Consider the following 26,151-nt stretch of genomic DNA (forward strand, 5'->3'; position numbering starts at 1 on the left):
ATAAATAGTCTTTATAGCTTCATGATTAAATGTTCAATTCACTCTAATTATTAATTAAAAATATTATTTCTGTCATTCAATTTTTATAACGCTAATCTAAGCCTATGATTAAACTTGCGTAGGTGCATGGATTGGTTTGTTCAACGAGAAAAGCCGTGAATAGCCAGCAAAAAAATCAGAATAATAACAAACAACAGCATTTAAATGCTCAGTCGCCCTTATTTAAGCAAGTTTGTGTGATTGGTCTAGGGCTAATCGGTGCCAGCCTTGCTCAAGCAATCAAAGATAATGGTCTCAGTGAGCGTTTGGTGGCAGTAGATAGGCATGCGCCAAGTTTAGAGGAAGCCATTCAACATGGATTACTCGATGCTGGTAGCTCTATACTTGGTGACGTGGTTAATGGTAGTGATTTGATAGTCATTGCCGTACCGGTACAGGCGGTACAAGCGGTATTTGTTGATATTAAAAACGCAATGGATAGGGGTCAGCTCGCCACAGATTGCATCATCACCGATGTTTGCAGTACCAAAGTCAATATCATTGAGGCGGCTAAAACTGTATTTACAATACTGCCTACAGGTCTTGTGCCTGCGCATCCGATTGCTGGTGCCGAAAATTCAGGGTATCATGCTCGCCGCGCCACACTATTCATTAACCATAGCGTCATTATTTGCGAGCTACCAACGACGAGTCCTGTCGCAGTTATTAAACTTCGTCAGTTATGGGAAGCAGTAGGCGCCACGGTCATGGCAATGGCAGCTGACCATCATGATGCGATATTGGCTCATACCAGTCATTTGCCGCATTTGCTAGCGTTTAACCTTGTTGAGCAGTTGGCAAGTCATGATGATAATTTAGATATGTTTCGCTATGCAGCAGGTGGCTTTCGCGACTTTACCCGTATTGCCGCCAGCGATCCTAAAATGTGGCATGATATATTTTTTGCCAATCAAAGCGCGATTGTTAGCGCCCTTGATGAGTACAGCGTCTATCTACAGGACATACGCCAACTTATCATTGATAAAGATTCAACCGCCCTGATGGGACTTTTGGGCCGCGCGCAAGCCGCACGGCGACATTTTGGCCATATGTTAGCCAGCACCCCTTATACGGATACCTCTGCTATGTCAGCTTCTTACCTTATCTCTCCTAGTAACACCGTCACAGGCACTATTGCTATTCCTGGTGACAAGTCTATCTCCCATCGCAGTATTATGCTTGGTAGCCTTGCAACAGGGGTGACCAACGTTACTGGGTTCTTGGAAGGGGAAGATGCGCTCGCGACCTTACAGGCATTCCGTGATATGGGCGTAAGCATTGAAGGACCTGATAAAGGTAAATTGACTATTCATGGCGTTGGTATGAATGGCTTGAAACCAAGCAAGACCCCACTCTATATGGGCAACTCAGGCACCAGTATGCGCCTGTTGTCTGGTATTTTAGCCGCGCAAGCGTTTGATAGTGTGTTAATCGGCGATACTAGTTTAAATAAGCGCCCAATGGAGCGTGTCGCAGCACCACTTAGAGAGATGGGTGCAGTTATTCAAAGTACCGGCCATAGTGGCACAGCGCCGTTAAGTATCACTGGGCGTGATAATGTCGGTAAGCCGCTTCAAGGTATTGAATATGATATGCCAGTCGCGTCTGCACAGGTAAAGTCTTGCTTATTATTAGCAGGATTGTGGAGCGAGGGTACAACGACCGTCACTCAACCTGAAGTTAGCCGCGACCATACCGAGCGTATGCTGTCAGCCTTTGGTTATCCAGTAAACGTAGACGGTAACCGTATTAGCGTCGAAGGCGGTGGTACGCTCACAGGCGGTGATATTGCTGTCCCTGCTGATATCTCATCTGCGGCCTTTTTTATGGTAGCTGCTGCTATCAGTCAAGATAGCGAATTGACCTTAACGCAAGTTGGTATTAATCCTACGCGTACGGGTATTATCGATATCTTAAAGCTTATGCAAGCTAATATTAGCTTGAGTAATGAAACTCACGTTGGTGGCGAACCGGTGGCCGATATCACTATTCGTAGTTCAAACCTAGTGGGTATTGAAATTCCAGAGTATCTCGTGCCACTAGCGATTGACGAATTCCCAGTATTGTTTATTGCTGCCAGCTGTGCGCAAGGTCGTACGGTGTTAACTGGTGCGAAAGAATTACGCGTTAAAGAGTCTGATCGTATTGCAGTAATGGCAGAAGGGCTACAAACCCTTGGTGTTGATTGTACTGTCACTGAGGATGGGCTAATCATCGAAGGGCAAGGTATTCAAAGTCAAAATGGTGAAGTGAATAACAACCAACCTGTATTTGGTGGCGGGCATATCACCTCGCATCATGATCATCGTATTGCGATGAGCTTTGCCGTTGCTAGTCTACGTGCATCTCAGCAAATTACCATCGAAGGGGTCGAGACGGTCAATACCAGTTTCCCAGGATTTGCTGAGCTTGCCAATCAAATCGGTATGTCTATTCAAGTCGATCATGGCGATGCGTAACCATATCCAAAGTTAAGGTTTTATTTTGCTATTATCAAAAGTACTTAGACATTAATTAGATGTAGCAAAATATTAAACCTACTAAGAACAAACCTAAATGAGGGTTAATTTAAGATATTTTTAACCCTTGTAAGTTATTTTAATAATGCGGTTGTCGTTAGCAATGTGTTGATACCTAGATGGGTATTAACGCATTGCTTTTTACTTTCTATCCTATATGTAGTAACCCTGCGTTCTTACCAATAAGTTTTTATTGTCTATAAAAGCTAGGTGAGGTCGCGCTTTGCTCTAATAAGTTGTCTTACCTTATGACTACCCAAAATGAAGTCAAAAAACCAGTAGTCCCTATTAAAACTACGAGAAGTGGTATCGTTACTGCGCTGATCGCTTTTTGTATATGGGGTGCATTTCCTTTATATTTCAAACAATTAGTGGCTTATGATGCGACAGAAATTATCGGTCACCGCATTATTTGGACGTTTGCTTGTTTGTTAATCGTCGTGGTCGTGACCAAGCGCTGGCAGTGGATAGGTATCTTAAAGCAAAACCCAAAGTGGATAGCATTAACCTTTTTGTCAGGTATTATTATTGCGACCAACTGGCTTACTTACGTATGGGCAGTCAATCATGACCAGATACTTGAGGCAAGTTTAGGATATTTTATTGGCCCGCTAGTTGGCGTTGCGTTGTCGATGATTCTGTTCAAAGAGCGCCTGCGTACTTTACAATGGGTAGCGATTGGTTTTGCGCTGTTGTCTGTGGTTATTCAAGTGGTCATGCTCGGTAACTTGCCATGGCTATCACTCATTCTTGCATTTAGTTTCAGTACTTATGGCACTATTCAGCGCCAAACACCGCTAACTCCTGTTGATGCAATGTTCGTTGAGACCACGATGCTCGTACCCATCTTTGTTTGGTGGTTTTGGCAATCTGATGTGGTCAGTAGCCAGCTGAGTTTTTGGTTTACCCCAAGTATTTGGTTGCTCATGATCGCAGGTCCAATTACTTTGATACCGCTATTGCTATTTAATAGATCAACTAAGCTAGTTGCTTATAGTATTTTAAGTTTTATGACTTATTTAACGCCAACTTTTATTTTCCTCCTAGCTGTGTTCTATTATAAAGAGCCCTTTGATTTACAGCGTTTAGCAGTATTTGGCTTGATTTGGCTGGGTCTGTTATTATTCAGCATTGACTTATGGCGTCATCGCCCTAGTAAAGCGCTAAAAGCAGCACGTTTGCGTGAAGAGGCTTTGCAGCAAGTTAAATAAAAACTTGAGTGCAAAATTAGAATTAGAAACCTGAACTAAAAAACTAGCAAGCAAGGATGAAAGCATGTTTCATACCGAATCTGATGTGGTATTTGTAAAAGGCCTAAAAGTAGAAGCAGTAATCGGTGTCTACGCGTGGGAGCGCGCTATTACGCAACCGCTACTAATTGATATAGCGCTTGAGACCGATATCAGTCGTGCTGCTGCTTCAGACGATGTCAATGATGCGCTGAATTACAAAGCGGTCTGCGATGACGTTAGCGAATGGTGTCAAGCTATTAAGGCGCAGTTGCTTGAGCATCTTGCTGGGCAAATTGCTGATAAGCTACTGGCAAAATACAACTGTCATAAAATAACCTTAAGTATTGCTAAGCCAACTGCTATTAAGCAGGCTGATGCGGTTGGGGTGCAAATTACTCGTTATGCAAATACGATTGAAGACCAGCCGATTAAAGAAAAGGCTAATGATGCATAAAGCACTCACTGGTTTGAATCTTGAAACACTAAAAAAGCGCCCGCCTGAACAGTTGCAAGCACAGTCTGTGACGGCGGTGCTATTGGCTTTGGGTAGTAATTATAAAGCGGAGTACTATCTGCCACGTGTACGTCAAAGTCTAGCGGCGCTAGGCGACATACAGTTGTCTACTGCGTTTCAAAACCCTGACTTTACATCGACCAAAGAGCAACCCAAACCCGACTATACCAATCAATGTGTTTATCTTGCGCTCAAATCTGAAATGACTTTACAACAGCTGCAGCAGGTTTTTAAGCAGTTTGAATGTGACTGTGATAGACAGCGTTTGACTGAGCCAACAGCACTCAATCAGATAAAACAAGTCAGCATGGATATCGATATTCTGCTGATAAAAACGGTTCTTAATGAAAATAGCCTAAGCAATAAAACAACATCTGAATGGCCAGAGCAGTGGATAGTAATGGCAGATCGATATCCATTTAAGGCACATGAAAGAGCAGGGGTTGAAGAGTTGATTCTGAATGGATTTTTAAAAGGTTAAAAGCTGCTGAGATGCTGTTTAAAGCAAGGAAGGATTTATCGAAGGATGACGTTTTTCTTAAAACATCTCAAAATAAAAGCTGGGCAAAATGCCCAGCCTACAAAATTAAAGTGGTTTAGCTCTCAAAACCTACTGCGCCGTCAAACCACCATCAACGATAAATTCTGAGCCGGTTGAATAACTAGAGTCGTCAGACGCTAAGAACAGTACCATGCCGCTGACTTCTTCTGGCTGAGCAACACGTCTCATCGGAATGGTTTTGGCAAAAGCGTCTACGGCGTCTTTGGTATCGCCTTGCATAATCATCGGTGTGGCAATAACGCCTGCGTGAATGGAGTTAACGCGAATGCCGTGAGGTGCGCACTCTAATGCTGCCGCTTTGGTCATACCACGTACCGCAAATTTAGAATCAGTATAACCAATAGCGCCACCAACCAAACCGTTAATCGATGAGATATTAATAATAGAGCCTTGCTTGGCATCTTTCATCGTTGGAATGACTGCTTTCATGCCTAAAAAGACCGATACTTGGTTGATTTCTAGAATCTTACGATAGTCGTCTAAAGAAGTATCCAAGATAGATTTGTGAGTGGTGATACCCGCATTATTTACTAAGACATCAATCTTGCCGAACTTATCTTGAGTCGCATTAACGACCTGTGCCCAATCCTCTCCATTAGTGACATCATGTTTGATGAATAGCGCATTATCCCCAAGCTCTTTTTCCAATGCTTCACCTTTTTCGACATTAATGTCCGTTAATACAACCTTAGCACCTTCTTCCATACACAAACGCGCATGAGTCTCGCCCATACCTTGAGCAGCACCAGTGATGATGATAACTTTATCTTGTAAACGAGCCATTATGTCTCCTAATTGGTTAAATAAAAGTCAGTGAAGTAGTCAGCAAGTATAAAACATAGTGATTTAATCTTCGTTAGTAAACCTTAAAGAGTTGTCTCAAATAAGTAAAATTATTAAATTTTTTTGAAAGGTTTGAAAGGTTTGAAAGGTTTGAAAGGTTTGAAAGGTTTGAAAGGTTTGAAAGGTTTGAAAGGTTTGAAATTGAGGGTTGGCAGTAACAGTATAAATAATAGATGTAAAGATTGTTAGCACTACATCTGCGTTAAGCGGATTTTTCTGCAGCTATAGCTTGATAGGGAAGCGTGAATACCTTGTCAAAAAGTAAAGTGAAAACAAAGGTATATACTAAGAAGGACATGGTAAGAGAAATTTCCATAGTAAGAGCAGTCCATATGCCAACGCCATACCAAAACATATAAAGCGGTAAACAAACTAAAGTAAGCCCACCTTCAAAGAATATCGCATGGACACTACGTATCTTAAAAGTACGAGCTTTGATTTTATTGCGTCGTTCCCAATATTCAAAGAGAGTGTTGTAAATGAAATTCCAAACAACAGCGGTAATGGCTATGATAACAGCGAGTATTAATGACTGCTTTGTATCACTACCGCTTAATACGACTAAGATAAATGTTGTCAACATGACAGCAAATATCTCAAAAAGTGTGACATACAGCACACGGCGTTTGATAGGACCTAATGTAATCAATTCAAACTCCAGTGTTCTTTTTTAAGCTTTGAGGTTTGATAGAAGGCTATCAACTACTGTTGCTTATCTCCTGCCTCATCCACGTCTTCTCTATCAATGACATCTAGATCTTCTAGACATAGTTTGTCATATTCTTTTTGACAGAAATCAGGATCAATTTTGCACATCGCTTCTTGCAGCTGATCTAAACGTCTTTCCGACTGCTGGATATGATCGAGCATTTTAGCGAAAGCTTCAGCGACTGGATCTTGTGAGGAAGGGTCAATACCATAAGCTTGGAAGGCAGTTGCGCGCGCTGTACTTTGCGTAGTGGTTTTAGGTTGAGCTGCTTGTGCCGCTTTTTCCTGCTGTTTTGCATCGTCTACTTTGGTGGTGATTGGATTGCCTTTTTCATCATGATGTTCTGAAATCATGCGAGCTGCGCTACCGACCATTGTTGCCCCTGCTGGAACTGCCTTGACTACCACTGCATTAGAGCCAATTTTGGCATTTTTGCCAACCGTGAATGGTCCCAAAACTTTTGCTCCAGCACCAACAATGACACCATCTTCTAAGGTTGGGTGGCGCTTACCATTATTCCATGATACGCCGCCAAGGGTGACGCCATGATATAAAGTGACATCATTGCCAATCTCAGCAGTCTCACCGATGACGACACCGACACCATGGTCAATAAAGAAACGTTTACCAATTTTGGCAGCAGGATGAATCTCAATACCGGTAATAATACGAGAGCCATAAGATATCACTCGAGCAGCAAGTTTCTGCTCGTTTTGCCATAGACAATGCGCACCGCGATGCAAAATAAGCGCATGAATGCCAGGGTAGGTTAAGATAACTTCCAGACTGTTGCGAGCAGCAGGGTCACGATTGAACACCGCATCAATATCTTCTTTTAGGTCTTGTTTGATGCTGGCGAGCGATTTGAATAAGGCGGTTGGCAATGACATAAATCATCCTATCGTATTTTTTTTGATTACAATCTCTTTAGTTATAGCATTTTCGCAGCACAAAACATAGCGATGAGTCGTAAGTAAAAACAGATTGCGCTTAAACAAAATATAAACCAGTGGGGCTTTATTTACAGGCAATCTTTTATCATTCAGCTGCCACTGGTGACGTATTTTAACAGCTCGACAACTTGCTCAGGCGTTTGCGCCCATGCCATGGCCGCTGCATCAACCTCTTTTAATGGGTGAATAATATCTTCAGCGTGCAATGTAATATAAGGCTTGCCTAGTGCGGCACAGTAGCCAGCATCGAATGCTGCGTTCCACTGCTTATATTTATCGCCAAAGCGAATGATAGCAATGTCGCATTTTTGGATCATGTTTTTGGTGCGAATAGCATTAACCTTTGATGACTTATGATCGCGCCAAAATCCATTCTCCTCTCTACCAAGCACATCACCGGCGGCGTCACTGGCTTCGTGCTCAGTCACTGCTGATGTAAAGGTAATAGCAAGACCATGGTCTTTCACGCCTTGCATGATTTTCTGTCGCCAGTCGGTGTGTATTTCTCCGGACAAATAAACATTCCAATTCATTATTGATTCCTCTTTATTATTAATCCATATGACTTGCAAAAAAGTACTACTGCTGCTAATTCCGAAAAACTCAATGCCCCAAACTTTGCGCCTTAGAAGATTTAGTCTTTTGCAAGTTTGGCAATTAACGCGCTTAGTAGTTGATATTCTTTTTGATCGAGCTGGATACGTGAGCCAAGTCGAGACAAGCGCGAGGGCAATGATTTTAAGTTTTCACTGTCAGCCAATTTGCGTTGAACCATTAGTGCGGTGGTACGCTCAGTAAGCTGCTGCAATTGCTGCTGGGTAATCGCTGGCTCATCCCATTGCTGGCGCGTATAAGTATTGAGCATAGGTTGTCCTATCGTTTCTAGACTATCAGTCACATCTAATTTATCATAATCGGCTTCGCTATCAGTTTTAATATGTGTTTGTGCATAAGCAAAGATAAAGCTGGCAATCACTTGGACAGCTGATGCCACATTAAGTACTGGATAAGCAGGATTGGCGTCAATCTGAACATGGTAATCTGCATAAGCCAATTCTTCGTTGGTTAGACCGCGATCTTCACGACCAAACAAAATAGCGATGTTAGGTTTATCAGTAGAAAAAGTGGACTGCCTATCAATAAAATCGAACATAATTTTGGCGGCTTGCGTGGGCGTTACTACAGGGCGCGGCAAATGACGACTGCGACTACTGGCGGCAAAGACCAGCTGACAATCTGCTATCGCAGACTCTAGTGTTGGCGCTATCAAAGCTGATGATAGCAGCTCACTACCGCCTGCTGCATGAGAGACGCTGGTTTCATCAATCGGTAGCTTAGGATCAACGACTGTCAAACGAGATAATCCCATGGTATGCATCGCGCGTGCGGCTGAACCAATATTAGCAGGCAAGGTGGTATTGACCATGACGACTTGTAAGCAAGACAGGTAATCAGTAACAGTAGATATTGATGGGGTAGGCGATGCTGGTAAGGAAGAAGTGCTCATTAGTAACTCATTCTTTTATTAATCTCTTGTTCAGCGTACTGCAATGCCAATGATATGTTTTCTATAAGAGCTGCTTGCTGGTTAATCTTTCGCTCGCGGCAGTATTCTTGCAACTGATCACTGAGCGCTACCAATTGAGTCGCACCTATATTCGCACTAGCACCTTTAAGAGCATGAGCGGCTTCAAAACCGTTAGCATTATCATCGGCTGCTTGTGTCGCACGTAGGGTTACAATACGCTGCTGACTGTCAGTAATATAAGTCTGTATTAACTCTGCAAAATCTTCTTCAAACAGATCACGCATATCTTCAAATTGCTCATGATTAATAATGTCATTGTCTAAACTATTATCTAAGTCATTGTTCATAATATTGTTTTTAACATCAGCTCCGGTCATAATTCCATATCCAGTAAGGTCAGAGTGGGGGTTTTAATTTGTTATATTTATAGTACTAACTATAATGAAAATATATATTTTCTTCGTTAATCATGCTTTTTAGCTGCTGTAAATTATCATCGTTAGGATAGACACGCCAATGCTCCGATAGCCCCACATTAGCAATGCCATATTCTTCGTAAATACTCAGTCCAAGCGGTAGACAGTTATCATTGATTGAGGCATCGGTATTACTCAGAGCATTATTAACATAGCTGCTGCCATTATTAAGCACATCCTGATTCATATCATTCTCTAGCGCCAATAAGTCATTGCCGTCTTCATCGTACAAACTGCCACCCATTGCAGGGTCGTAAACGGCACTGTTACTATTGCCGTCTTGTTCGTCCTGATCATTGTTATAAGCTAAGCGTGGCGCAGGTATGATACCCGCTTGCGCCGATTTAAGAAGTGGTTGCAAGCGTGTCAGCAGATTAATATCACTGCCGTGGACTTTGATACTGATTTTTTTCAGCCAACGCAAGCGCGCATCAACCATACTCATTGCATTATCAAGGCGGGCAAATAGACGACCATCGCGCTCACGAATGCTGCCTTTGATGATGACCACTTCATCCACCTTTAACTGTTCTTTGACGCGGTTAAAACGTTCAGCATAGCAGCTAACTTCCAGTCTTGAGGTTCCGTCATCTAAGATAATCACATTACGATTACCAAAATTGGCGATATCAATAATTAATCCGGCAAAATAGCAACTGCCGTTATAGCCAGTGTCCGTTAGCTTATCGAGACGTGCGCCTGAGGTATAGCGTTTGATCTCATCTAAGTATTCATTGATTGGATGGCCAGTTAAATACAGTCCTAAGGTGTTTTTCTCCGCTTTTAAACGGTGCTTATCACCCCAAATTAATTCTGGGGTCATGACCAATGGCGGTGCAGCAACCACACCATCCATTTCACCAAATAAGTCCATCATACCAATCTCGCGGTTCTGACGGTCTTGTTCAGCGGCTTGTACGGCGCTTGGTAATTGACTCATTAACGCACCGCGAATCTCGTAAGCTTCATCGGCTGGCAAGTCAGGACGTAGGGTAGCCGCAAAATCATCAAAGCAGCCGGCACTGACTAATGCTTCAAGGGTACGTTTATTAACTTTTTTGATATCGACGCGACGGCAGAAGTCATATAAATCTTTAAACGGACCTTCACGGCGACGCGCATCAACGATAGACTCAACTGCACCTTCACCAACGCCTTTAATCGCACCCAAGCCATAAATGATATTGGTCGGGGTATCGGCGACGAAATGCCACTCACTGCGGTTCACCGATGGATTGACCACGGTTAACTCAAAGTTTTCACGGCAATCATTAATAAAGAACACGACGTTGTCGGTGTTGTTCATATCGGAAGTTAGTACTGCTGCCATAAACTCAGCAGGGTAGTACTGTTTTAGATAAGCGGTTTGATAAGCTAATACCCCATATGCGGCAGAATGCGAGCGGTTAAAACCGTAACCAGCGAATTTCTCCATCAGATCAAAGACGCCACCCGAGGTAACTTCATCGATACCTTGCGCCGTGGCGCCAGTGACAAAAATATCGCGCTGTTTAGCCATCTCTTCAGGTTTCTTTTTACCCATCGCACGGCGTAACATATCCGCACCGCCCAAGCTATAGCCTGCCATCACCTGCGAGATTTGCATCACCTGTTCTTGATAGACAATAACGCCGTTGGTGTTTTCTAAAATCGGTTCCAGATTAGGATGGTCGTAGATGACTTCCTCACGACCATGCTTACGGTCGATATACATCTCTACCATGCCAGCATCGAGCGGACCCGGACGATAGAGCGCACACATGGCGATGACGTCTTCAATGTTGGTCGGTTGTAATTTCGCCAGATACTTTTTCATACCCATACTTTCAAGCTGAAAGACGGCAGTAGTCTTAGCATCTTGCAAGAGCTTGTAGGCTTTTTTGTCATCTAATGGCAAGTCTTCTAACACCAACGCTTCTTTGCCTTCTTTAGCACGGCGCAAGTTGATGTTTTCTACCGCAGCATTAATGACGGTTAAGTTACGTAGACCCAAAAAGTCAAACTTCACCAGACCAACCGCTTCGACATCATCTTTATCAAACTGACTGACACGGTGACCATCGTCATCACAATAAATGGCGCTAAAATCGGTAATTTTATGCGGGGCAATTAGGACGCCACCGGCATGTTTACCGACGTTTCGGCAGACACCTTCAAGCTTAATTGCCATCTCCCAAATCTCAATGGCATCTTCATAATCCATATTGTCAGGGTTGGAGATTAAGTCTTTAAGCTGCGGCTCTTGCTCGAGCGCTTGGCTGAGCGTGATACCGGGGGTTTTTGGAATCAATTTAGATAGTTTGCTGGCAAGAAAGTAAGACTTACTTTGTACCCGCGCCACATCTCGTACCACCGCTTTTGCCGCCATGGTACCAAAGGTGATAATCTGCGAGACCGCTTCACGACCATAAGTTTGCGCAACATAATCAATAACGCGGTCACGACCTTCAATACAAAAGTCAATATCGAAATCGGGCATTGAGACACGTTCAGGGTTCAAGAAGCGCTCGAATAATAGATCGTAATGGATAGGGTCGAGGTCGGTAATGTTTAACGCATAGGCGACTAACGAACCAGCACCAGAACCACGACCCGGTCCTACCGGTACGCCATTGGCTTTTGCCCAGCGGATAAAGTCCATAACGATTAAAAAGTAACCGGGAAAGCCCATTGATAAGATAACTTCGAGCTCATACTCTAAGCGTTCATCATATTTTTGGCGAATATCCTGCCAATTGTCACCGCGTTCCTCAATCGGAAATAGTTTATCCAATCGATTATTAAGACCCCGTATTGACTCCGCGCGAAAAAACGATTCAATCGTCTCGCCTTCAGGCACAGGAAAATCGGGCAGGACGTTAATACCAAGGGTCAAGGTCACATTACAGCGAGTTGCCAAACGCAAAGTATTGTCAATCACCTGTGGAAGATCAGCAAATAAATGCTCCATCTGCGCTTGGGTCTTAAGATATTGCTCATCTGAATAAGTTTGCGGACGATTGAGGTCAGCGAGCACGTAGGAGCCTGCGATACAAACGCGCGCTTCATGAGCATCAAAATCGTCTTGCTCTAAGAAGCGTACGTCGTTATGGGCAATGATAGGAATATTATGTTTGGCACCTGAGTGGATAGCAGCCTGAATGAAGGCATCTTCCCCTGAGCGATTGGTACGCTTGATGGCAAAGTATAAACGATCATCAAACTGTGCTTGCCATTCTGTCAGCAGCTCATCAGCTTTTTCTGGCATAGAGCCGACTAGCGCTTGACCGACATCTGACTTTTCGGTGAAGAGAACGATAACACCTGCTGCGTGCTCTAAAATATGGCTGCGTTTAATGACAGGCACACCATGATTTGCAGCGTCAGCGCGCCCTTCAGTGAACCCAAGCGATACGATACGGGTAATGTTTTGATAACCCTCGTTATTCATCGCTAGCAGGGTTAGCCGCGTGTCTTCATTCTCCATGATGACTTCGCTACCGATAATCGGCTTGATACCAGCGCCAAGGCAGGCACGATAGAACTTCACCGTGGCATAAAGGTTGGATAGATCAGTTAACGCCAGCGCGCGTTGATTATCCGCCGCCGCCGCTTTGATAAGCGGCTTGATGCGCACGATAGAATCGGTGATCGAATATTCGCTGTGAATACCAAGGTGTACAAATGCCATAGAGGACTCTTACTGATACGATCAAAAGGAAATAGATTATTAAGAAAATAAATTTATTATTATCAATGCTTTAATTGGTATTTTAGAATTAATTGGAAGTAAGTAAGACGTCGATAGCCATATTTATTCCTTTTAAATTTAGCTGCTAATAATAGCATTATTTGGTACGTACAGCCACCGATTCAAGGGTATGAATCGGTGATTATGAATTAAACAATCGTTAATCATACTTAGCGAAATAATCAATTCTATTTTCCAGCTTACTCTAAAGTCGTATATTCAACATTAGAGAATCTATGAGTGAATATTTATATGCACAAATATGAATATAGACTTTTGTTCTTAATTCATTGTAATGCAAAGTTAATTTGACTATATTGTGCATGTAATCAAATAGATAAAAATGGTAAGACTATGAGTAATATTACAAAGTTACCTGCATTTGGTGAACTGCTGAATGCTGGTATACAAACAATAAAGAATCTGAGCACGCGCAACACGATTGGTAGAACTGTTTTTTATCGTGAGTTTGAAAAGCTGGCACAGATAGTAGCGGATCATAAAGAAATCAACTTCATAAGTAATCATAACGTGCGTCATGAATGTCATGAAGGTTCGCCTTGTTATGATGAAATTGTTGATTTGGTCTTATTATGCTTATCTGCAACAGGTTTAATAAAAGAGGATAGGTTTAGTTTAGTGCCTAATTTAAATCAAAACTTCGCTAATTTTATTACTTTCGATGAAAAAGTAACGCCCAAAAATATTATACGTTTAGATCCTTTTGGTAAGACTTATTTTTGGTTATCGGGTAATAACTTTACCCAGTATGTTAATGAAGGCATACCTAACAATGATTATATTGCTAATTTGAAGCGTTTCGACAATAAGGCGTTTGCAGATTTAAAGAAAGTAAATATTGCTGCTTATGGTAAGAATGGGGACGTGCTTATTAATCATTTAATTGATGAGACTCAAAGACGAACCTCTATTTTTATGAATAATTATGCAGATGCTACAGTGGGTAATGACTTTGTCAAAGTTACTCCTGATATGATTATGGCACAAATTGAAAGTCTGTCGCCCTTACAGTTTGAATGGTTTTGTCTCAAGCTAATTGAACGTTCTTTAGAGATTGAAAGCCCTGAGAGTAATTTGACGTCACGTCATACTGGTCGCTCGAATGATAATGGTATTGATGGTCTTATCATTCAAGATTTTCCAGATGGTGAAGTACATAATTATTATATTCAAGCTAAGTTATATAGTGCTGGTAACAATATATCTAACGGTGATCTAAGAAACTTTGTAGGTGCTTATCCGCCACAAAAAACCAATCATCATGGCTTATTTATTACTACAACAAGCTTTACCAAGCCCGCTCAAGATTATGCCAATTCTACTGATTCCCATAGCCTTATCTTAATTGATCAAATGAACTTAATAGAGCTAATGATGCAACATAAAGTTGGTTTGAAGGAAGTTAATGCTAGACCAAAATTACTATTAGATAATGACTTTTTTGGAAAGATAAAGCTATATTGATTTGTCATTGTTGGTTGAAGCATGATTTTCTGTGCATTAATAATATTAAAAAAGCCTTCTATATCATAATGATGTAGAAGGCTCTGATAGGCGAAAGATTTACGATTATTTAGCTAATATTTAACGCTTATCATGTTTATCACTATACTCTATCCAGAAGTCTGCATTTTCAACGCCTGCTTTTCTAGGGTCAAAGACAGGATCGAGTCCTAGCTTCATTTGCTCGTCATAGTCTTTTAACACTTTTAGCGCCGTTTTGCTGAGTAAGACGATGGCGATGAAGTTAAGGTAACACATACTGCCGAAACCAATATCGCCTAGCGCCCACATCATACCTACTGACTGTATACTACCGCTAAAGCAAACGATTAAAAATACAATTTTTAGTAATGGTTTTAAGATAGGATAGCGCATCTTGCTGTCTAGATATACCATCGTTGTTTCAGCGATATAGTAATAAGCAATCAAGCAGGTAAAGGCAAATAAGAAGATGGCAATAGCGACGAAGCCACTACCATATTGGGTAAATACCGTTGAGACTGCTGCTTGGGTAAATGCCGTTCCAGCTGCAATGCCTGGCATGTTTTCAACCAGCACCAAGCCTTCTGCGGGAATGACGTTGTACATGCCTGTCGATAAAATCATTAGGGCTGTTGCGGTACAGACGAGCACAGTGTCAATGTAGATAGAGAAACTTTGCACTAAACCTTGCTTGGCAGGATGTGAGACTTCTGCTGCCGCTGAACTGAAAGTGGCTTCGCCTGCACCAGCAACGTTTGAGAATACAGCACGGCGCACACCCCAAGAGATTGCTAGACCGACAATACCGCCAAAGACGGCATCCATACCAAACGCACTTTTGAAGATAAGCGCGAACATGGCTGGTAGGTTTGAGGCGTTAAACACTAAGACGATGATCATCATCAAAACATAGCCGATCGCCATAATAGGCACGACCTTGCCAGCGAAGCTTGCAATACGTTTTATGCCACCAAATATGATAAATGCTAACAGCGCAACGATAATGAAACCAGTTGCAACAGGTGGGATATTAAAAGCAGTATTAAAAGAATCAGCGATGGTGTTGGCTTGTACGCCAGGCACCAAAATACCATATGATAGGCAGGTAACAGCCGCAACGACAATGGCAAAAGGCTTCATTTTGAGCCCACGCTCGATATAAAAGGGTGAGCCGCCACGATACTGGTCATCAACGGTATGCTTATATACCTGTGCAAGTGTTGACTCGATAAAGGCACTGGCACCGCCAAGCAGACCCATGACTATCATCCAAAATACTGCGCCAGGTCCACCAGCTGCGATTGCGGTGGCAACCCCTGCAATGTTACCGACGCCGATTCGGCCTGATAAGGCCATACTAAAGGCTTGGAATGAGCTAATACCTTGGGTTGATGTTTGCTTGTCAAACAACAGCCTAACCATCTCTTTGAGATAGCGAAACTGGACACCGCGAGTCATCACGGTAAAATAAATGCCGACACCGAGTGCTAAATAAACTAACGCATCGCTCCATATATAGCCGACGATGGTATTAATAATCGCTTCCATGGCCTTACTTCCCTGTAAGTATGTGACTAAAGGCTTAAATCATTTAAGCTGTTTTTTTTATTGATGACTGTACTGACTGAACACGCTTGCTAATTAACCAGCCAAATAGTCTTGGTCTGTGCGTATTGTGATAAGGCTTCTAAACCATTGTCACGACCGCCAAACCCTGATTGTTTATAGCCACCAAATGGCGTCGTGATATCACCTTCTGAAAAACCATTGATTGAAACCGTACCCGCTTTGATGGACGATGCCACACGATAAGCGCGCTTGATGTTCTGTGTATAAAAAGAAGCGGCGAGCCCATAGTTGGTTTCATTGGCTAATTTGATGGCTTCTTCTTCCGTCTCAAAGCTTGTCACCGCCAGCAAAGGACCAAAGACTTCTTCCTTGAACAAAATCATATCGGCTGTAACATCATCAAAAATAGTGGGTTCAATATACCAGCCGCTACCTAAATCTTCACGAATGTTGCCACCTGCAATGATCGTTGCGCCTTCATCTTTTGCGGTCCGTAAATAATGCGAAACCTTGTCAAAATGTGCTTTTTCTATCATAGGACCAATGGCGGTATCAGAGTCATAAGGTGATCCGACCTTCCAACCTTTCAGACCATTTTTTAGTTGCTCAAGTAACGCTTGTTTTTGACTGCTGTGGACTAATAAGCGTGAGCCGCAACTACAGTTTTCACTCATATTCCAAAACGCGGCCGATAAGATATCGTTAATAGCGGCGTCATCAAGTACGGCATCATCAAAGACTATTTGTGGGCTTTTACCACCGCATTCTAAGACGATCTCTTTTAGATTGCTTTGGGCCGAGTATTGTAAGAACAGACGTCCGACCTCTGTTGAGCCGGTGAACGACACCATATCGACATCCATATGTTGACCAAGTGCTGCACCGACATTTTCACCAAGACCGCAGACCATTTGCAGCGCTTCTCTGGGCACGCCAGCTTCATAGGCAAGCTCGGTTAAACGGTAGGCAGATAAAGAGGTCAGCTCAGCGGGTTTAACAATGACGGAGTTGCCCATAATAAGAGCAGGGGCGACTTTCCAAGCGTACATTTGGGCTGGAAAGTTCCAAGGTAATACCGCACCAACGACACCAATTGGCTCTTGCACAATAAGTCCTAAAGCTGCGTTACCTGTCGGCGCGACTTTACCAAATACCTTATCAGCTGCTTCGGCATACCATTCAAAAGTCTCAATAGTCGCTGGCATGTCAGTGTTTAAGCATTCGGTAATCGGCTTGCCCGCATCCACACAATCTAATGCTGCCAGCTCTTCGAAATGCTCATGCATTAGTGCACACCAGCGCTGCATAACAGCCTTACGCTCAGCTGGGGCCAGACGACGCCATTCACCACTTTCAAAACTATCGCGGGCGATTTGCACGGCAGTATCGACATCATCGCTAGTACCCGAGGCAATCTGACCGATAACACTATTATCAATAGGCGTGTAATTGTCTAAAGTCGCTTCTGATAAATTATCAGCCGCTATTAAATGTCCAGCCCACAGCTGTTGCTGTTTTGCTTTCTCAAATACTTGCTCTTTAGTAGCTTGTTCTTTAGTGCTCATTTTTCTAATCCTTGTCTGCTAAGTTTGATGCCATCGATTCGAATTTTGAATACGGCATCAAATTTAGCGTTGGTTATCCTTAACTTTGTTTTTACTAAGCTGAGCTGAGTGCTATTTAGACAGTAGGGCTAAAAACTCTGCTTTTTCGTCTTCTGGCATGTCAGTTAATGGCACGCGCACTGAACCGACATCCATGGTGCCGTTTAAGCAGCCCGCTTTGGCCTTTTGGTTGTAGTTGCCAGATTCCATAGAATGAATAGCAGGATAAATCTCGCTCATAATTTGCTTGGCTTTATCCCAGTCGCCTTGCTGGGTGGCGTTAAATAATGCAACTTGCTCTGCTGGGAACACGTTCGCTGCGCCCGCAATCCAGCTTTTTGCACCCCAAAAGAAGAAATCAACGGGCTGATCATCACAGCCACAAACCACATCAAAGTCATCAAAATTAGCTTGCAGCATGCGTAGCGCATGACTAAAGTCGCCGCTACTTTCTTTTACGCCGACGATATTGGGGTGTTTAGCTAAATGAGCAACAGTGTCAAATTCAATAGCAACGCCGACACGATCAGGGAAGTTGTACATAATAATCGGCAGCTCACTGGCATCCGCAACTTTTTCGAAGTGAGCAATGATGCCATCTTGCTCAGGTAAGCTATAAGGGGTGGCAGATAGCATAAGGCCGTCATAACCTAGTGCTTTGGCTTGTGCGGCAAGCTCAATAGAGTGGTCAGTCGATAAACTATTGATACCAGCGATTAAGGTGACTTTATCCTTTGCGGCTTCGGCGATAGTGGTCAACACCAGCTCGCGCTCGTCTGCCGAAAATGTATAGTATTCACCTGTAGTACCACAAGCAACGATACCGGCTACGCCTTTTTCAATAAAGGCTTCGACCAGTATCGCTAATTTTTGCGCATCAATGTCGCCGTTGTTATCAAAAGGGGTGACGATTGGGACTAAAATTCCATTTATATTCATGAGACTATCCTTATTGGTGTTGATATTGTTGGTGATTTAATGGTTAATGATTCAATGATGAATCGGTTGATTTTTGCTTGGTTCATAACCGTTTAATAAATAGCTTATTTAAAGCGAGCCAGTTGATACGGTTTTGGATCGATAGTATGGTCTTCATCAAAATAGTATTCGGCAATCATTTGCGCACTAATGACGGCTTGCGTTAAACCTAAATGCTGATGACCAAAGCTTAAAAATACACGCTCGATTTTGTCGATGACGGGTAAGGAGTCTGCGGTTGATGGACGAAAACCCATCCATGACACGCTATCGCTAGCATCTAACGGCGCTTTTAACATAGGCTGCGCATGTTGTAGAAGTATTTGTGCTCGCTGCATATTGGCAGGTGCGTCAAGTCCTGCGTACTCCACCGTACCCGCCAAACGTAGTCCTTCTTGCATCGGGGTCATGACGAAGCGCCGATCCAAACTCGATACGGGAATCTGTAAGCGCGCGCTTTCATGAGGTAGCATCAAGTGATAACCACGTTCGGTATCTAAAGGGATGTTGACGCCTGTTAGTTGCTTGGCCAAGGCTTTAGAGTGGGCGCCTGCTGATAGCATCACTTTGGACGCTGTCATATCACCTTGACTGGTCGTTAAATGAATACCCTCTGCATCACTGGTCGCAGCAAGGACGCGGCAATGTTCAATGACATGACCACCTAGCTGTCTAAAGGTATTATGAAGCTGATTAATGACGGCTTTTAAATTGGTGATATGTCCTGTATTTGGGAAAAATAACGCTGCTAACTGGTTATCCTGTAAAGCAGGTTCACGCTCTAATAAAGCCTCTTTGCTCAGCAGCTCATTGCTCACATCAATGTCATTGAGACGCTTACCGTGTGCTGTTAATAGCTCAAGACTACTTGTCTTTTCAACCGTTAATAACGAACCCTTTACTTGTATCCAATCGCCCAGTTGCCACTGTTCAGCAAAGCTTTGCCATGCTTGCAGGCTGTTTTGATTTAAGCTTAACAACGCTTGATGAATCCGCTCAAATGGCTCAGGGCGCATATTCATTAGCAACTGCATTGCCCAAGGCATTAAACGTGGCAGATAGCGCCAATCTATACGTAGCGGTCCAGTCGGATTCAATAACATGGCGGGTACATGACGGAGCATGCTCGCATCAGCAATAGGGAATACTTGCTCGGTAGCGATATGACCGGCGTTACCTAATGATGCGCCTTGACCCACTTCATTGGCGTCGAGCAGTGCGACCTTTACGCCTCGCGCTTGCAACGTCACCGCAGCCACTAGACCGATAATGCCGCCACCAATGATATGTAAGTCGAAGTTTGAGGTAGTCATAATTTTTCTCGATTACGTTCTTCTGATTAAGCACTCTTAATAGTGTTTACGCGTTTATCAATATATATGTCACTAATAAATCATTTCGCTTAATAAATAATGCTACGAATCAGCTAAGATGGAATTCCCCATTTAAAAGGATCATTTTCTTGCACAATGAGTGTGGTTTCAGCACAAACATAAGCATGACCACAAATCGTTGGGATAATGGTCTGTTCAGGATAAGCCGTACCAGCTGCATTATTGAGTTTAGTACTAAGATCAGTATTGAGCTCAGTATTAAGTTCAGTATTAAGTTCAGTTGCATACTGATAACTGCCAGTAAATACGCTGCCGACTACGCCTTGTTGCTGCCAAAGTTGTTCAGGTGCTAGACGGTTGTCAGCAGCTAGGCAAGCAAGTTTGGCGCTAGTACCGGTACCACAAGGAGAGCGATCGTAAGCTGAACCTGGACACAAAACGAAGTTTTTACTATCGACTTGCGTATCATCGCTATCGGCAAATAACTCGATATGGTCAATCTCGCCGCCGTTTTTGCCAGTGATATTAGCAGTGATTAATGCTTGCTTAATTTGCATGGTTACTTGAGTCAGTTTTTCGACATTATTTGCTTGAATGTCTTGTCCATGCTCACTGACTAAAAAGAACCAGTTGCCACCCCAAGCGATATCACCACGGATAAGGCCTAATTCAGGAACTTGAACCTCAACTTGTTTTTTATAACGATAAGAAGGTACGTTTTGTACACTGCAGCTGTCATCATCATGTAAGGTTGCTTTAACCAGACCTACGGGAGTCTCTAGCCAATGTACGCCTGCTGATATCTTTTGTTGATAAGCTAATGAGACGATAACGCCAATCGTGCCGTGCCCGCACATGCCCAAATAACCAGCATTGTTAAAAAAGATAACGCCTGCTGTGGCTTTAGGGTCAGTTGCAGGAAGAAGTAGCGCACCGACGAGGACATCATTGCCGCGTGGCTCTAAGATGATACTTTGACGCAGATGATCGAAGTTTTGTTTGAAGTATTGCAGCTTGTCTTGAATAGTCTCACCGACCAGCTCAGGAAAGCCGTCATAGACCATACGAGTGGGCTCACCGCCCGTATGCGAGTCAATAATTTTAAAATTAAATAATGTAGAAGACATGACCGACGCCCTAATTCATCCGTGAGAAAGTTACATTCCGTTTTTTATGCATGAGACCTAATGGTTTTAACTTAATAGCCAATAGTTGGCTCTTATTTGCTAAGGTCTATGTATAGAGTGGACTTTTTTAGAGAGAGCGTCTTGCTGTTTTTTCATGGATAAATGCGTATTTCTGCATAGTGGCTCAGTGTACACTAGAGAAGTCTGTGCCTAAAAATTGATAGTAATAGAATAGATATACGTGAAATAGTCTGTAAATTATGAATGTTTGGCTGAGTTTAAAATTGATATGACAAGGATGACATACGATGACAGAGGTAACAACAGATGTAATAGAAGATACAGCGCTTGCTATGCTTACCACGTCATTGCAGCAGAATATGACTGCTTACTATCCCGACAGTAGCGAGGCTTTTATTGGTAATGTCTCATTATTGCTGCCGCTGCTGAATACTTTGACCAATGTGGTGTTTTTTGTGAAAGATGACCAAGCACGTTATCAGCTGGCAAACAAAACTTTGTTAAAACGCTGTCAGTTGAGTCAGCACGAAGATATCGTAGGGTTTACCACAGAGGAGGTGTTTTCGCATCGACAGAGTAGGGATTATATTTTGCAAGATATGAAGGTATTACGAGAAGGCAAGTCTATCGTTGATAACTTAGAGCTGCACAGTTATGCGTCTGGTCAGTTAGGTTGGTGTATTACCAATAAACTGCCCATTTATAATAAGAGTCAACAAATAATCGCGATGGTTGGTATTTCGGTCGATATTGATGAAGATAACGAGCGCGTTTTGCGTAAACACGCTCGCTTGGCTGAAGTGTCTCAGTTTGTACGAGGGCATCTTGATCAGAAAATCAATATCGCCCAATTGGCTGACTTGGCTAATTTGAGTGTATCGCAGCTAGAGCGTACCTTTAAGGCTGTACTGAATATGTCGCCATTACAGTTTGTGCAAAAGCTGCGCTTAGAATATGCGATTAAGCTCTTGGCGATGCCTGATATATCAGTTACTCAGATATCGTTGAACTGCGGTTATAGTGATCACAGTGCTTTTAGCCGTCAGTTCAAACAGTTCACAGGAATGTCGCCTACTCAGTTTCGCCAAACTTACCTATAATTAAAAAACTAACTTAATAACTTATTAATTTGGATCTAATTACTGCGGATCCAACAATTCAATCCAGTGCTTCACTGGTATGCTTGATCGGCTACTTAGATGTAGTTGGCAACCTATGTTAGCGGTCACTATCTGCTCTGGATGACCAATCGTCAAGTCCGCAAGCTTATTAGTTAGTAATTGCTCACTCAGCTTAGGCTGGAGTATCGAGTAGGTTCCAGCAGAGCCGCAGCATAAATGTTTGTCTTTAGTAGGCGTGAGCTCAACACCTGCCTGTTGCAAAATCTGTTCAACTAAGCCGCTCAACTGCTGAGCATGTTGCAATGAGCAAGGACAATGTACGGCTGTTTTGCGCTCTTTATCTTGCAATTGTAGCTGACTCAAATCTTCCTTAACTAATATTTCCCCAAGATCACGGGTAAGCTCGCTAACCCGTTGTGCTTTAACGGTATAATCTGGATCATACTGTAGTTTTTCGCCATAGTCTTTGACCATCGAGCCACAGCCAGAAGCACTGACAACAATGGCTTCTACGCCCGCCTCAATATGGGGCCACCACGCATCGATATTGCGGCGCATGAATGCCAGTCCCTCTTCATGGGCTGGCATGTGATAACTGACGGCACCACAGCAACCAGCTTCGGGTGCGGTAAATAAGCTAATACCTAGTTTATCGAGTACCCGAGCGGCCACAATATTGGTATTTGGAGTTGCTGAGGGCTGCGCGCATCCTGCTAATACCAACATCCGGCGCGTATGCTGCTGGGTCGGCAATGCGCGCTTAATTTGTTTAATCGGTACTTGTTGCTTTAAGTCATGAGGCAAAAAGGATCGAACCAACTGTCCTAAGCGTAATAAAAGCCCGAAGCGACTGGGATAGGGCAGGACTTGGCGTATCAACCAGCGCAGTAGCTTCTGCTGTAGTGGTCTCTCTAATTGCTCCTCCATGATGCCGCGGCCTATTTCAGCTAAGCGCCCATATTTTACGCCAGAAGGACAAGTGGTTTCGCAACTACGACAGGTTAGACAACGGTCTAAATGCGTTTGCGTTTTTTCGCTAACGTCACCGGTCTCAAGCAACTGTTTGACTAAATAAATACGTCCACGTGGGCCATCTCTTTCGTCGCCCAATTCTTGATAAGTAGGGCAGGTCGCATTACAAAATCCACAGTGTACGCAGCTGCGTAAGATAGCATCGGCTTCTTTGATTTCCGGATGATCTAGATACTTCACATTAATTTGGGTACGCATAATATTTTCCTATTACATCCAACTATAGAGACGACCTGGATTAAAAATACCCATCGGATCAAAAGCATGTTTGAGCCGTTGATGCAGTCCGCGCAGTGCCTCGGGTTGAGTATGAAATACCTCTTGTAGTCGATCACCACCACTATAAAGACTCACTTGACCGCCCATACTGTTGGCAAGTGCTTCCAATGATTCAGTATCGAAATCACCGCGCAGCCAACGTTGGCTGCCACCCCAATCCACCAGCCACTCTTTATCTGGAAATACATGCTCAGCATTACTATTGACTGAAAACCGCCATAAAGGCGCATGACCTGAAAAGTAGTCTAACTGCTGCTCGCGTAGCTGCGTCCATAGGGTGTCTGATTCTTCTAGAATTTTACCTTGCCACTGCTTAACGGTGCTCTCGACTGCACTACGCGCGCCCTCTAAACGTAAATAAAGATGATTCTCAAACCAACAAGCGCCCGTCAAAGGATTTGGTAAACCTGCCAAACGGTTCATCTCTTTGATAGCCTGCGTTGCCTCCATTTCACGTTTGAGAGTCATAGTAGCAGCAGGTTTGGGCATGACCTTTAAGCTGACCTCGCTAATGACACCTAAAGTACCCATCGCTCCAGCCTGCATTCTTGAGACATCGTAGCCAGCTACGTTTTTCATCACTTGACCACCAAAGCGCAGCGCTTCGCCTCGACCATTAATCAGGCGAATACCGAGGACGTGATCTCTTACCGAACCATTCCAAGGACGTCCTGGTCCTGACAGGTGACATGCTAGCGTGCCCCCTAAAGTCGCCTGCCCATCAAATAGCGGCGGCTCAAACGCCAATCTCTGATTGTGTTCACTCAAAGCGTTATTAATCTCAGTTAACGGAGTACCTGCTCGTGCAGTCAACACCAGCTCAATCGGCTCGTAATTCACAATACCACTGTGCTCAGCAATTTTAAGCGGGACGCCCTCGGGCGTGCGACCCATAAATTCCTTGCTACCACCGCCAACTATTTGTAATTTGCTACCATCACTACTGGCCTGTTTAATTCGCTCAATCAGTTCAGCACTTATATCTTTCATGCCGGTGCTCCCTGTTGTGGCGGCTGACTCACTGAATCGTCCATTATCTTATCAAGCGACCGATATTCCTGACAATTTTTTAGGACAGGAATGCCTTTACCTGGATTAAGCATACCATCAGGATCAAAAGCAAATTTAATAGCATGAAATTGGCGTAATTCCTGCTCATTAAATTGCACACGCATTTGGCGGATTTTTTCTATACCAACACCGTGCTCACCAGTGATACAACCACCTACCTTGACACAAAGCTCTAAGATACGAGCGCCAAATTCCTCAGTTTTTTCAAGCTGACCAGGCATATTGGCATCGAATAATATCAGAGGGTGCAAGTTACCATCACCCGCATGAAAGACATTGGCCACGCGCAAATTATAGTGCTCGGAGAGTTTTTGCATTTCAGTCAATACATGCGCCAGTTGGCCGCGAGGAATAGTGCCATCCATGCAATAGTAGTCGGGTGAGAATCGGCCTACCGCTGGAAAGGCAGACTTACGACCTTTCCATAACAAAGCACGTTCCGCCTCGCTCTGAGAAACTCGAGTTGAGGTGGCTCCCAATTGGATAAAGAGCTGTTCAACTTCGATGATTTGTTCTTGAACCTCAATTGCCGTACCATCTAATTCACATAAGAGCAGCGCCTTAGCATCGGTAGGGTAACCCGCTTGCGCAAATGCTTCGGCCGCTATAATGGCATAGCTATCCATCATCTCAAGCCCCGCTGGGATAATCCCTTTAGCAATGATTTCGCCTACGGCATCGCCTGCCGTCTGTACGTTATCAAAACAGGCCATAATGACCTGCGCCTTTTCGGGGCTGGGTAATAATTTGACCATGACTTCAGTAACTATTCCTAACAATCCCTCAGAGCCAGTTATCAAGGCCATAAGATCAATGCCGTTACTATCAAGTCCTTCACTACCAATGCTTATCAAATCACCTTCGACCGTCACCATTTCTACTTTTAATAAGTTATGTACCGTGAGCCCATACTTGAGGCAATGCACGCCGCCGGAGTTTTCGGCGACGTTGCCTCCTATCGTACAAGCAATTTGGGAGGAGGGGTCCGGACCATAATATAAGCCATGTACGGAGGCCGCCTCACTAATGGCTAAGTTACGTACGCCTGGCTGCAAGCGTGCCGTGCGGGCTAGAGGGTCTATCTCGAGAATATGCTTAAAACGAGACAGTACTAACAGCACGCCATCAGGATTTGGCATGGCACCGGCACAAAGACCTGTGCCTGCTCCGCGAGCTACTACTGGAATCTGATAACGATGGCAAATACGCATGACTTCTTGTATCTGCTCGACCGTATCTGGCAAGACGACTAACAGCGGCATATCACAATAGACAGACAGCCCATCACACTCAAAAGGCTTTTGGGTTTCCTCATCACTGATCACATATTCAGGCTCAATAAAAGCGCGAAACATGCTCGCCAACGTGGCTTTATCAGGTCTTTTGCTCTCAATCATATGGCTC

General features: G+C 43.6%; 21 protein-coding genes. 6 read left to right on the forward strand and 15 right to left on the reverse strand.

The window, feature by feature from the left end; all coding sequences use genetic code 11:
* The first annotated feature begins 155 nt into the window (after nt 1-155).
* The 4 genes from AK823_RS06615 to AK823_RS06630 all read left to right on the forward strand — a co-directional run bounded on the left by AK823_RS06615 (nt 156) and on the right by AK823_RS06630 (nt 4,785).
* Nucleotides 156-2,498: a bifunctional prephenate dehydrogenase/3-phosphoshikimate 1-carboxyvinyltransferase gene (locus AK823_RS06615; RefSeq protein ID WP_068327514.1), complete on the forward strand. Its 2,343-nt coding sequence runs from the start codon at nt 156-158 to the stop codon at nt 2,496-2,498.
* A gap of 308 nt (nt 2,499-2,806) precedes the next feature.
* A complete protein-coding gene (rarD, locus tag AK823_RS06620) occupies nt 2,807-3,769 on the forward strand; it encodes an EamA family transporter RarD (protein WP_068327518.1) in 963 nt (320 codons plus the stop codon).
* Between the two features lie 64 nt (nt 3,770-3,833).
* The gene (gene folB / locus AK823_RS06625; protein WP_068327521.1) at nt 3,834-4,244 is read left to right on the forward strand and encodes a dihydroneopterin aldolase; all 411 of its coding nucleotides are present in this window, start codon (nt 3,834-3,836) and stop codon (nt 4,242-4,244) included.
* Complete coding sequence (locus AK823_RS06630) at nt 4,234-4,785, forward strand: 2-amino-4-hydroxy-6-hydroxymethyldihydropteridine diphosphokinase (RefSeq protein WP_068327525.1); 552 nt, start codon at nt 4,234-4,236, stop codon at nt 4,783-4,785. Before folB ends, AK823_RS06630 begins: the two co-directional genes overlap by 11 nt.
* Nucleotides 4,786-4,914: 129 nt before the next feature.
* Here AK823_RS06630 and AK823_RS06635 read toward each other — a convergent pair whose 3' ends face one another.
* The 7 genes from AK823_RS06635 to dnaE all read right to left on the reverse strand — a co-directional run bounded on the left by AK823_RS06635 (nt 4,915) and on the right by dnaE (nt 13,045).
* Entirely contained in the window at nt 4,915-5,649 is a 735-nt protein-coding gene (locus AK823_RS06635; RefSeq protein WP_068327527.1) for a glucose 1-dehydrogenase, read from the reverse strand.
* Between the two features lie 262 nt (nt 5,650-5,911).
* Entirely contained in the window at nt 5,912-6,358 is a 447-nt protein-coding gene (locus AK823_RS06640; protein WP_068327530.1) for a PACE efflux transporter, read from the reverse strand.
* A gap of 53 nt (nt 6,359-6,411) precedes the next feature.
* Nucleotides 6,412-7,308 (reverse strand): serine O-acetyltransferase, encoded by an 897-nt coding sequence (gene cysE, locus AK823_RS06645; protein ID WP_068035674.1) that lies wholly within the window; start codon nt 7,306-7,308, stop codon nt 6,412-6,414.
* Nucleotides 7,309-7,460: 152 nt separating this feature from the next.
* The gene (locus AK823_RS06650; RefSeq protein WP_068327533.1) at nt 7,461-7,904 is read right to left on the reverse strand and encodes a YtoQ family protein; all 444 of its coding nucleotides are present in this window, start codon (nt 7,902-7,904) and stop codon (nt 7,461-7,463) included.
* A 101-nt stretch (nt 7,905-8,005) separates the two neighbouring features.
* Nucleotides 8,006-8,878, reverse strand: coding sequence for an RNA methyltransferase (locus tag AK823_RS06655; RefSeq protein ID WP_068327535.1), 873 nt, complete (start codon nt 8,876-8,878; stop codon nt 8,006-8,008).
* The gene (locus tag AK823_RS06660) at nt 8,878-9,276 is read right to left on the reverse strand and encodes an Hpt domain-containing protein (protein WP_082785656.1); all 399 of its coding nucleotides are present in this window, start codon (nt 9,274-9,276) and stop codon (nt 8,878-8,880) included. Before AK823_RS06660 ends, AK823_RS06655 begins: the two co-directional genes overlap by 1 nt.
* Before the next feature lie 55 nt (nt 9,277-9,331).
* Nucleotides 9,332-13,045, reverse strand: coding sequence for a DNA polymerase III subunit alpha (gene dnaE, locus AK823_RS06665; RefSeq protein WP_068327538.1), 3,714 nt, complete (start codon nt 13,043-13,045; stop codon nt 9,332-9,334).
* 414 nt (nt 13,046-13,459) lie between these two features.
* Here dnaE and AK823_RS06670 point away from each other — a divergent pair, with 414 nt between their 5' ends.
* A complete protein-coding gene (locus tag AK823_RS06670) occupies nt 13,460-14,590 on the forward strand; it encodes a restriction endonuclease (RefSeq protein ID WP_068327541.1) in 1,131 nt (376 codons plus the stop codon).
* Between the two features lie 120 nt (nt 14,591-14,710).
* On the opposite strand, the gene AK823_RS06675 is transcribed toward AK823_RS06670, so the two are convergent.
* From AK823_RS06675 to AK823_RS06695, 5 genes are all read right to left on the reverse strand, one after another.
* Nucleotides 14,711-16,159 (reverse strand): alanine/glycine:cation symporter family protein, encoded by a 1,449-nt coding sequence (locus AK823_RS06675; RefSeq protein ID WP_068327544.1) that lies wholly within the window; start codon nt 16,157-16,159, stop codon nt 14,711-14,713.
* An 89-nt stretch (nt 16,160-16,248) separates the two neighbouring features.
* Nucleotides 16,249-17,745: an aldehyde dehydrogenase gene (locus AK823_RS06680; RefSeq protein ID WP_068327548.1), complete on the reverse strand. Its 1,497-nt coding sequence runs from the start codon at nt 17,743-17,745 to the stop codon at nt 16,249-16,251.
* A gap of 111 nt (nt 17,746-17,856) precedes the next feature.
* Nucleotides 17,857-18,723, reverse strand: a complete 867-nt coding sequence (dapA, locus tag AK823_RS06685; protein WP_068327551.1) for a 4-hydroxy-tetrahydrodipicolinate synthase — start codon at nt 18,721-18,723, stop codon at nt 17,857-17,859.
* Between the two features lie 104 nt (nt 18,724-18,827).
* Nucleotides 18,828-20,075: an FAD-dependent oxidoreductase gene (locus AK823_RS06690; RefSeq protein WP_068327561.1), complete on the reverse strand. Its 1,248-nt coding sequence runs from the start codon at nt 20,073-20,075 to the stop codon at nt 18,828-18,830.
* Nucleotides 20,076-20,188: 113 nt separating this feature from the next.
* Nucleotides 20,189-21,223 (reverse strand): proline racemase family protein, encoded by a 1,035-nt coding sequence (locus AK823_RS06695; RefSeq protein WP_068327563.1) that lies wholly within the window; start codon nt 21,221-21,223, stop codon nt 20,189-20,191.
* Nucleotides 21,224-21,531: 308 nt separating this feature from the next.
* On the opposite strand from AK823_RS06695, the gene AK823_RS06700 reads away from it, so the two are divergent.
* Nucleotides 21,532-22,344 carry an AraC family transcriptional regulator gene (locus tag AK823_RS06700; RefSeq protein WP_068327565.1) on the forward strand — a complete coding sequence of 271 codons (813 nt, stop codon included), beginning with the start codon at nt 21,532-21,534 and terminating at the stop codon, nt 22,342-22,344.
* Nucleotides 22,345-22,383: 39 nt separating this feature from the next.
* Here the strand turns inward: AK823_RS06700 and glcF are convergent, their stop codons facing one another.
* The 3 genes from glcF to AK823_RS06715 are packed head-to-tail and all read right to left on the reverse strand — an operon-like array spanning nt 22,384 to nt 26,144.
* Nucleotides 22,384-23,595, reverse strand: coding sequence for a glycolate oxidase subunit GlcF (gene glcF / locus AK823_RS06705; protein WP_068327568.1), 1,212 nt, complete (start codon nt 23,593-23,595; stop codon nt 22,384-22,386).
* A 12-nt stretch (nt 23,596-23,607) separates the two neighbouring features.
* Nucleotides 23,608-24,666: a glycolate oxidase subunit GlcE gene (gene glcE, locus AK823_RS06710; protein WP_068327571.1), complete on the reverse strand. Its 1,059-nt coding sequence runs from the start codon at nt 24,664-24,666 to the stop codon at nt 23,608-23,610.
* Complete coding sequence (locus AK823_RS06715; protein WP_068327574.1) at nt 24,663-26,144, reverse strand: FAD-linked oxidase C-terminal domain-containing protein; 1,482 nt, start codon at nt 26,142-26,144, stop codon at nt 24,663-24,665. Before AK823_RS06715 ends, glcE begins: the two co-directional genes overlap by 4 nt.
* Nucleotides 26,145-26,151 lie beyond the last annotated feature (7 nt).

Source organism: Psychrobacter sp. P2G3 (assembly GCF_001593285.1).
Classification (GTDB): Bacteria; Pseudomonadota; Gammaproteobacteria; order Pseudomonadales; family Moraxellaceae; genus Psychrobacter.

Coding starts and splice junctions, on each gene's coding strand:
- dnaE (WP_068327538.1), bottom strand. CDS start 13,045: ATGGCATTTGTACACCTTGGTATTCACAGCGAATATTCGATCACCGAT.
- dapA (WP_068327551.1), bottom strand. CDS start 18,723: ATGAATATAAATGGAATTTTAGTCCCAATCGTCACCCCTTTTGATAAC.
- AK823_RS06695 (WP_068327563.1), bottom strand. CDS start 21,223: ATGTCTTCTACATTATTTAATTTTAAAATTATTGACTCGCATACGGGC.
- cysE (WP_068035674.1), bottom strand. CDS start 7,308: ATGTCATTGCCAACCGCCTTATTCAAATCGCTCGCCAGCATCAAACAA.
- AK823_RS06690 (WP_068327561.1), bottom strand. CDS start 20,075: ATGACTACCTCAAACTTCGACTTACATATCATTGGTGGCGGCATTATC.
- glcE (WP_068327571.1), bottom strand. CDS start 24,666: ATGAAAGATATAAGTGCTGAACTGATTGAGCGAATTAAACAGGCCAGT.
- glcF (WP_068327568.1), bottom strand. CDS start 23,595: ATGCGTACCCAAATTAATGTGAAGTATCTAGATCATCCGGAAATCAAA.
- AK823_RS06670 (WP_068327541.1), top strand. CDS start 13,460: ATGAGTAATATTACAAAGTTACCTGCATTTGGTGAACTGCTGAATGCT.
- folB (WP_068327521.1), top strand. CDS start 3,834: ATGTTTCATACCGAATCTGATGTGGTATTTGTAAAAGGCCTAAAAGTA.
- AK823_RS06655 (WP_068327535.1), bottom strand. CDS start 8,878: ATGAGCACTTCTTCCTTACCAGCATCGCCTACCCCATCAATATCTACT.
- AK823_RS06660 (WP_082785656.1), bottom strand. CDS start 9,276: ATGACCGGAGCTGATGTTAAAAACAATATTATGAACAATGACTTAGAT.
- AK823_RS06715 (WP_068327574.1), bottom strand. CDS start 26,144: ATGATTGAGAGCAAAAGACCTGATAAAGCCACGTTGGCGAGCATGTTT.
- AK823_RS06675 (WP_068327544.1), bottom strand. CDS start 16,159: ATGGAAGCGATTATTAATACCATCGTCGGCTATATATGGAGCGATGCG.
- AK823_RS06700 (WP_068327565.1), top strand. CDS start 21,532: ATGACAGAGGTAACAACAGATGTAATAGAAGATACAGCGCTTGCTATG.
- AK823_RS06650 (WP_068327533.1), bottom strand. CDS start 7,904: ATGAATTGGAATGTTTATTTGTCCGGAGAAATACACACCGACTGGCGA.
- AK823_RS06680 (WP_068327548.1), bottom strand. CDS start 17,745: ATGAGCACTAAAGAACAAGCTACTAAAGAGCAAGTATTTGAGAAAGCA.
- AK823_RS06635 (WP_068327527.1), bottom strand. CDS start 5,649: ATGGCTCGTTTACAAGATAAAGTTATCATCATCACTGGTGCTGCTCAA.
- AK823_RS06630 (WP_068327525.1), top strand. CDS start 4,234: ATGATGCATAAAGCACTCACTGGTTTGAATCTTGAAACACTAAAAAAG.
- rarD (WP_068327518.1), top strand. CDS start 2,807: ATGACTACCCAAAATGAAGTCAAAAAACCAGTAGTCCCTATTAAAACT.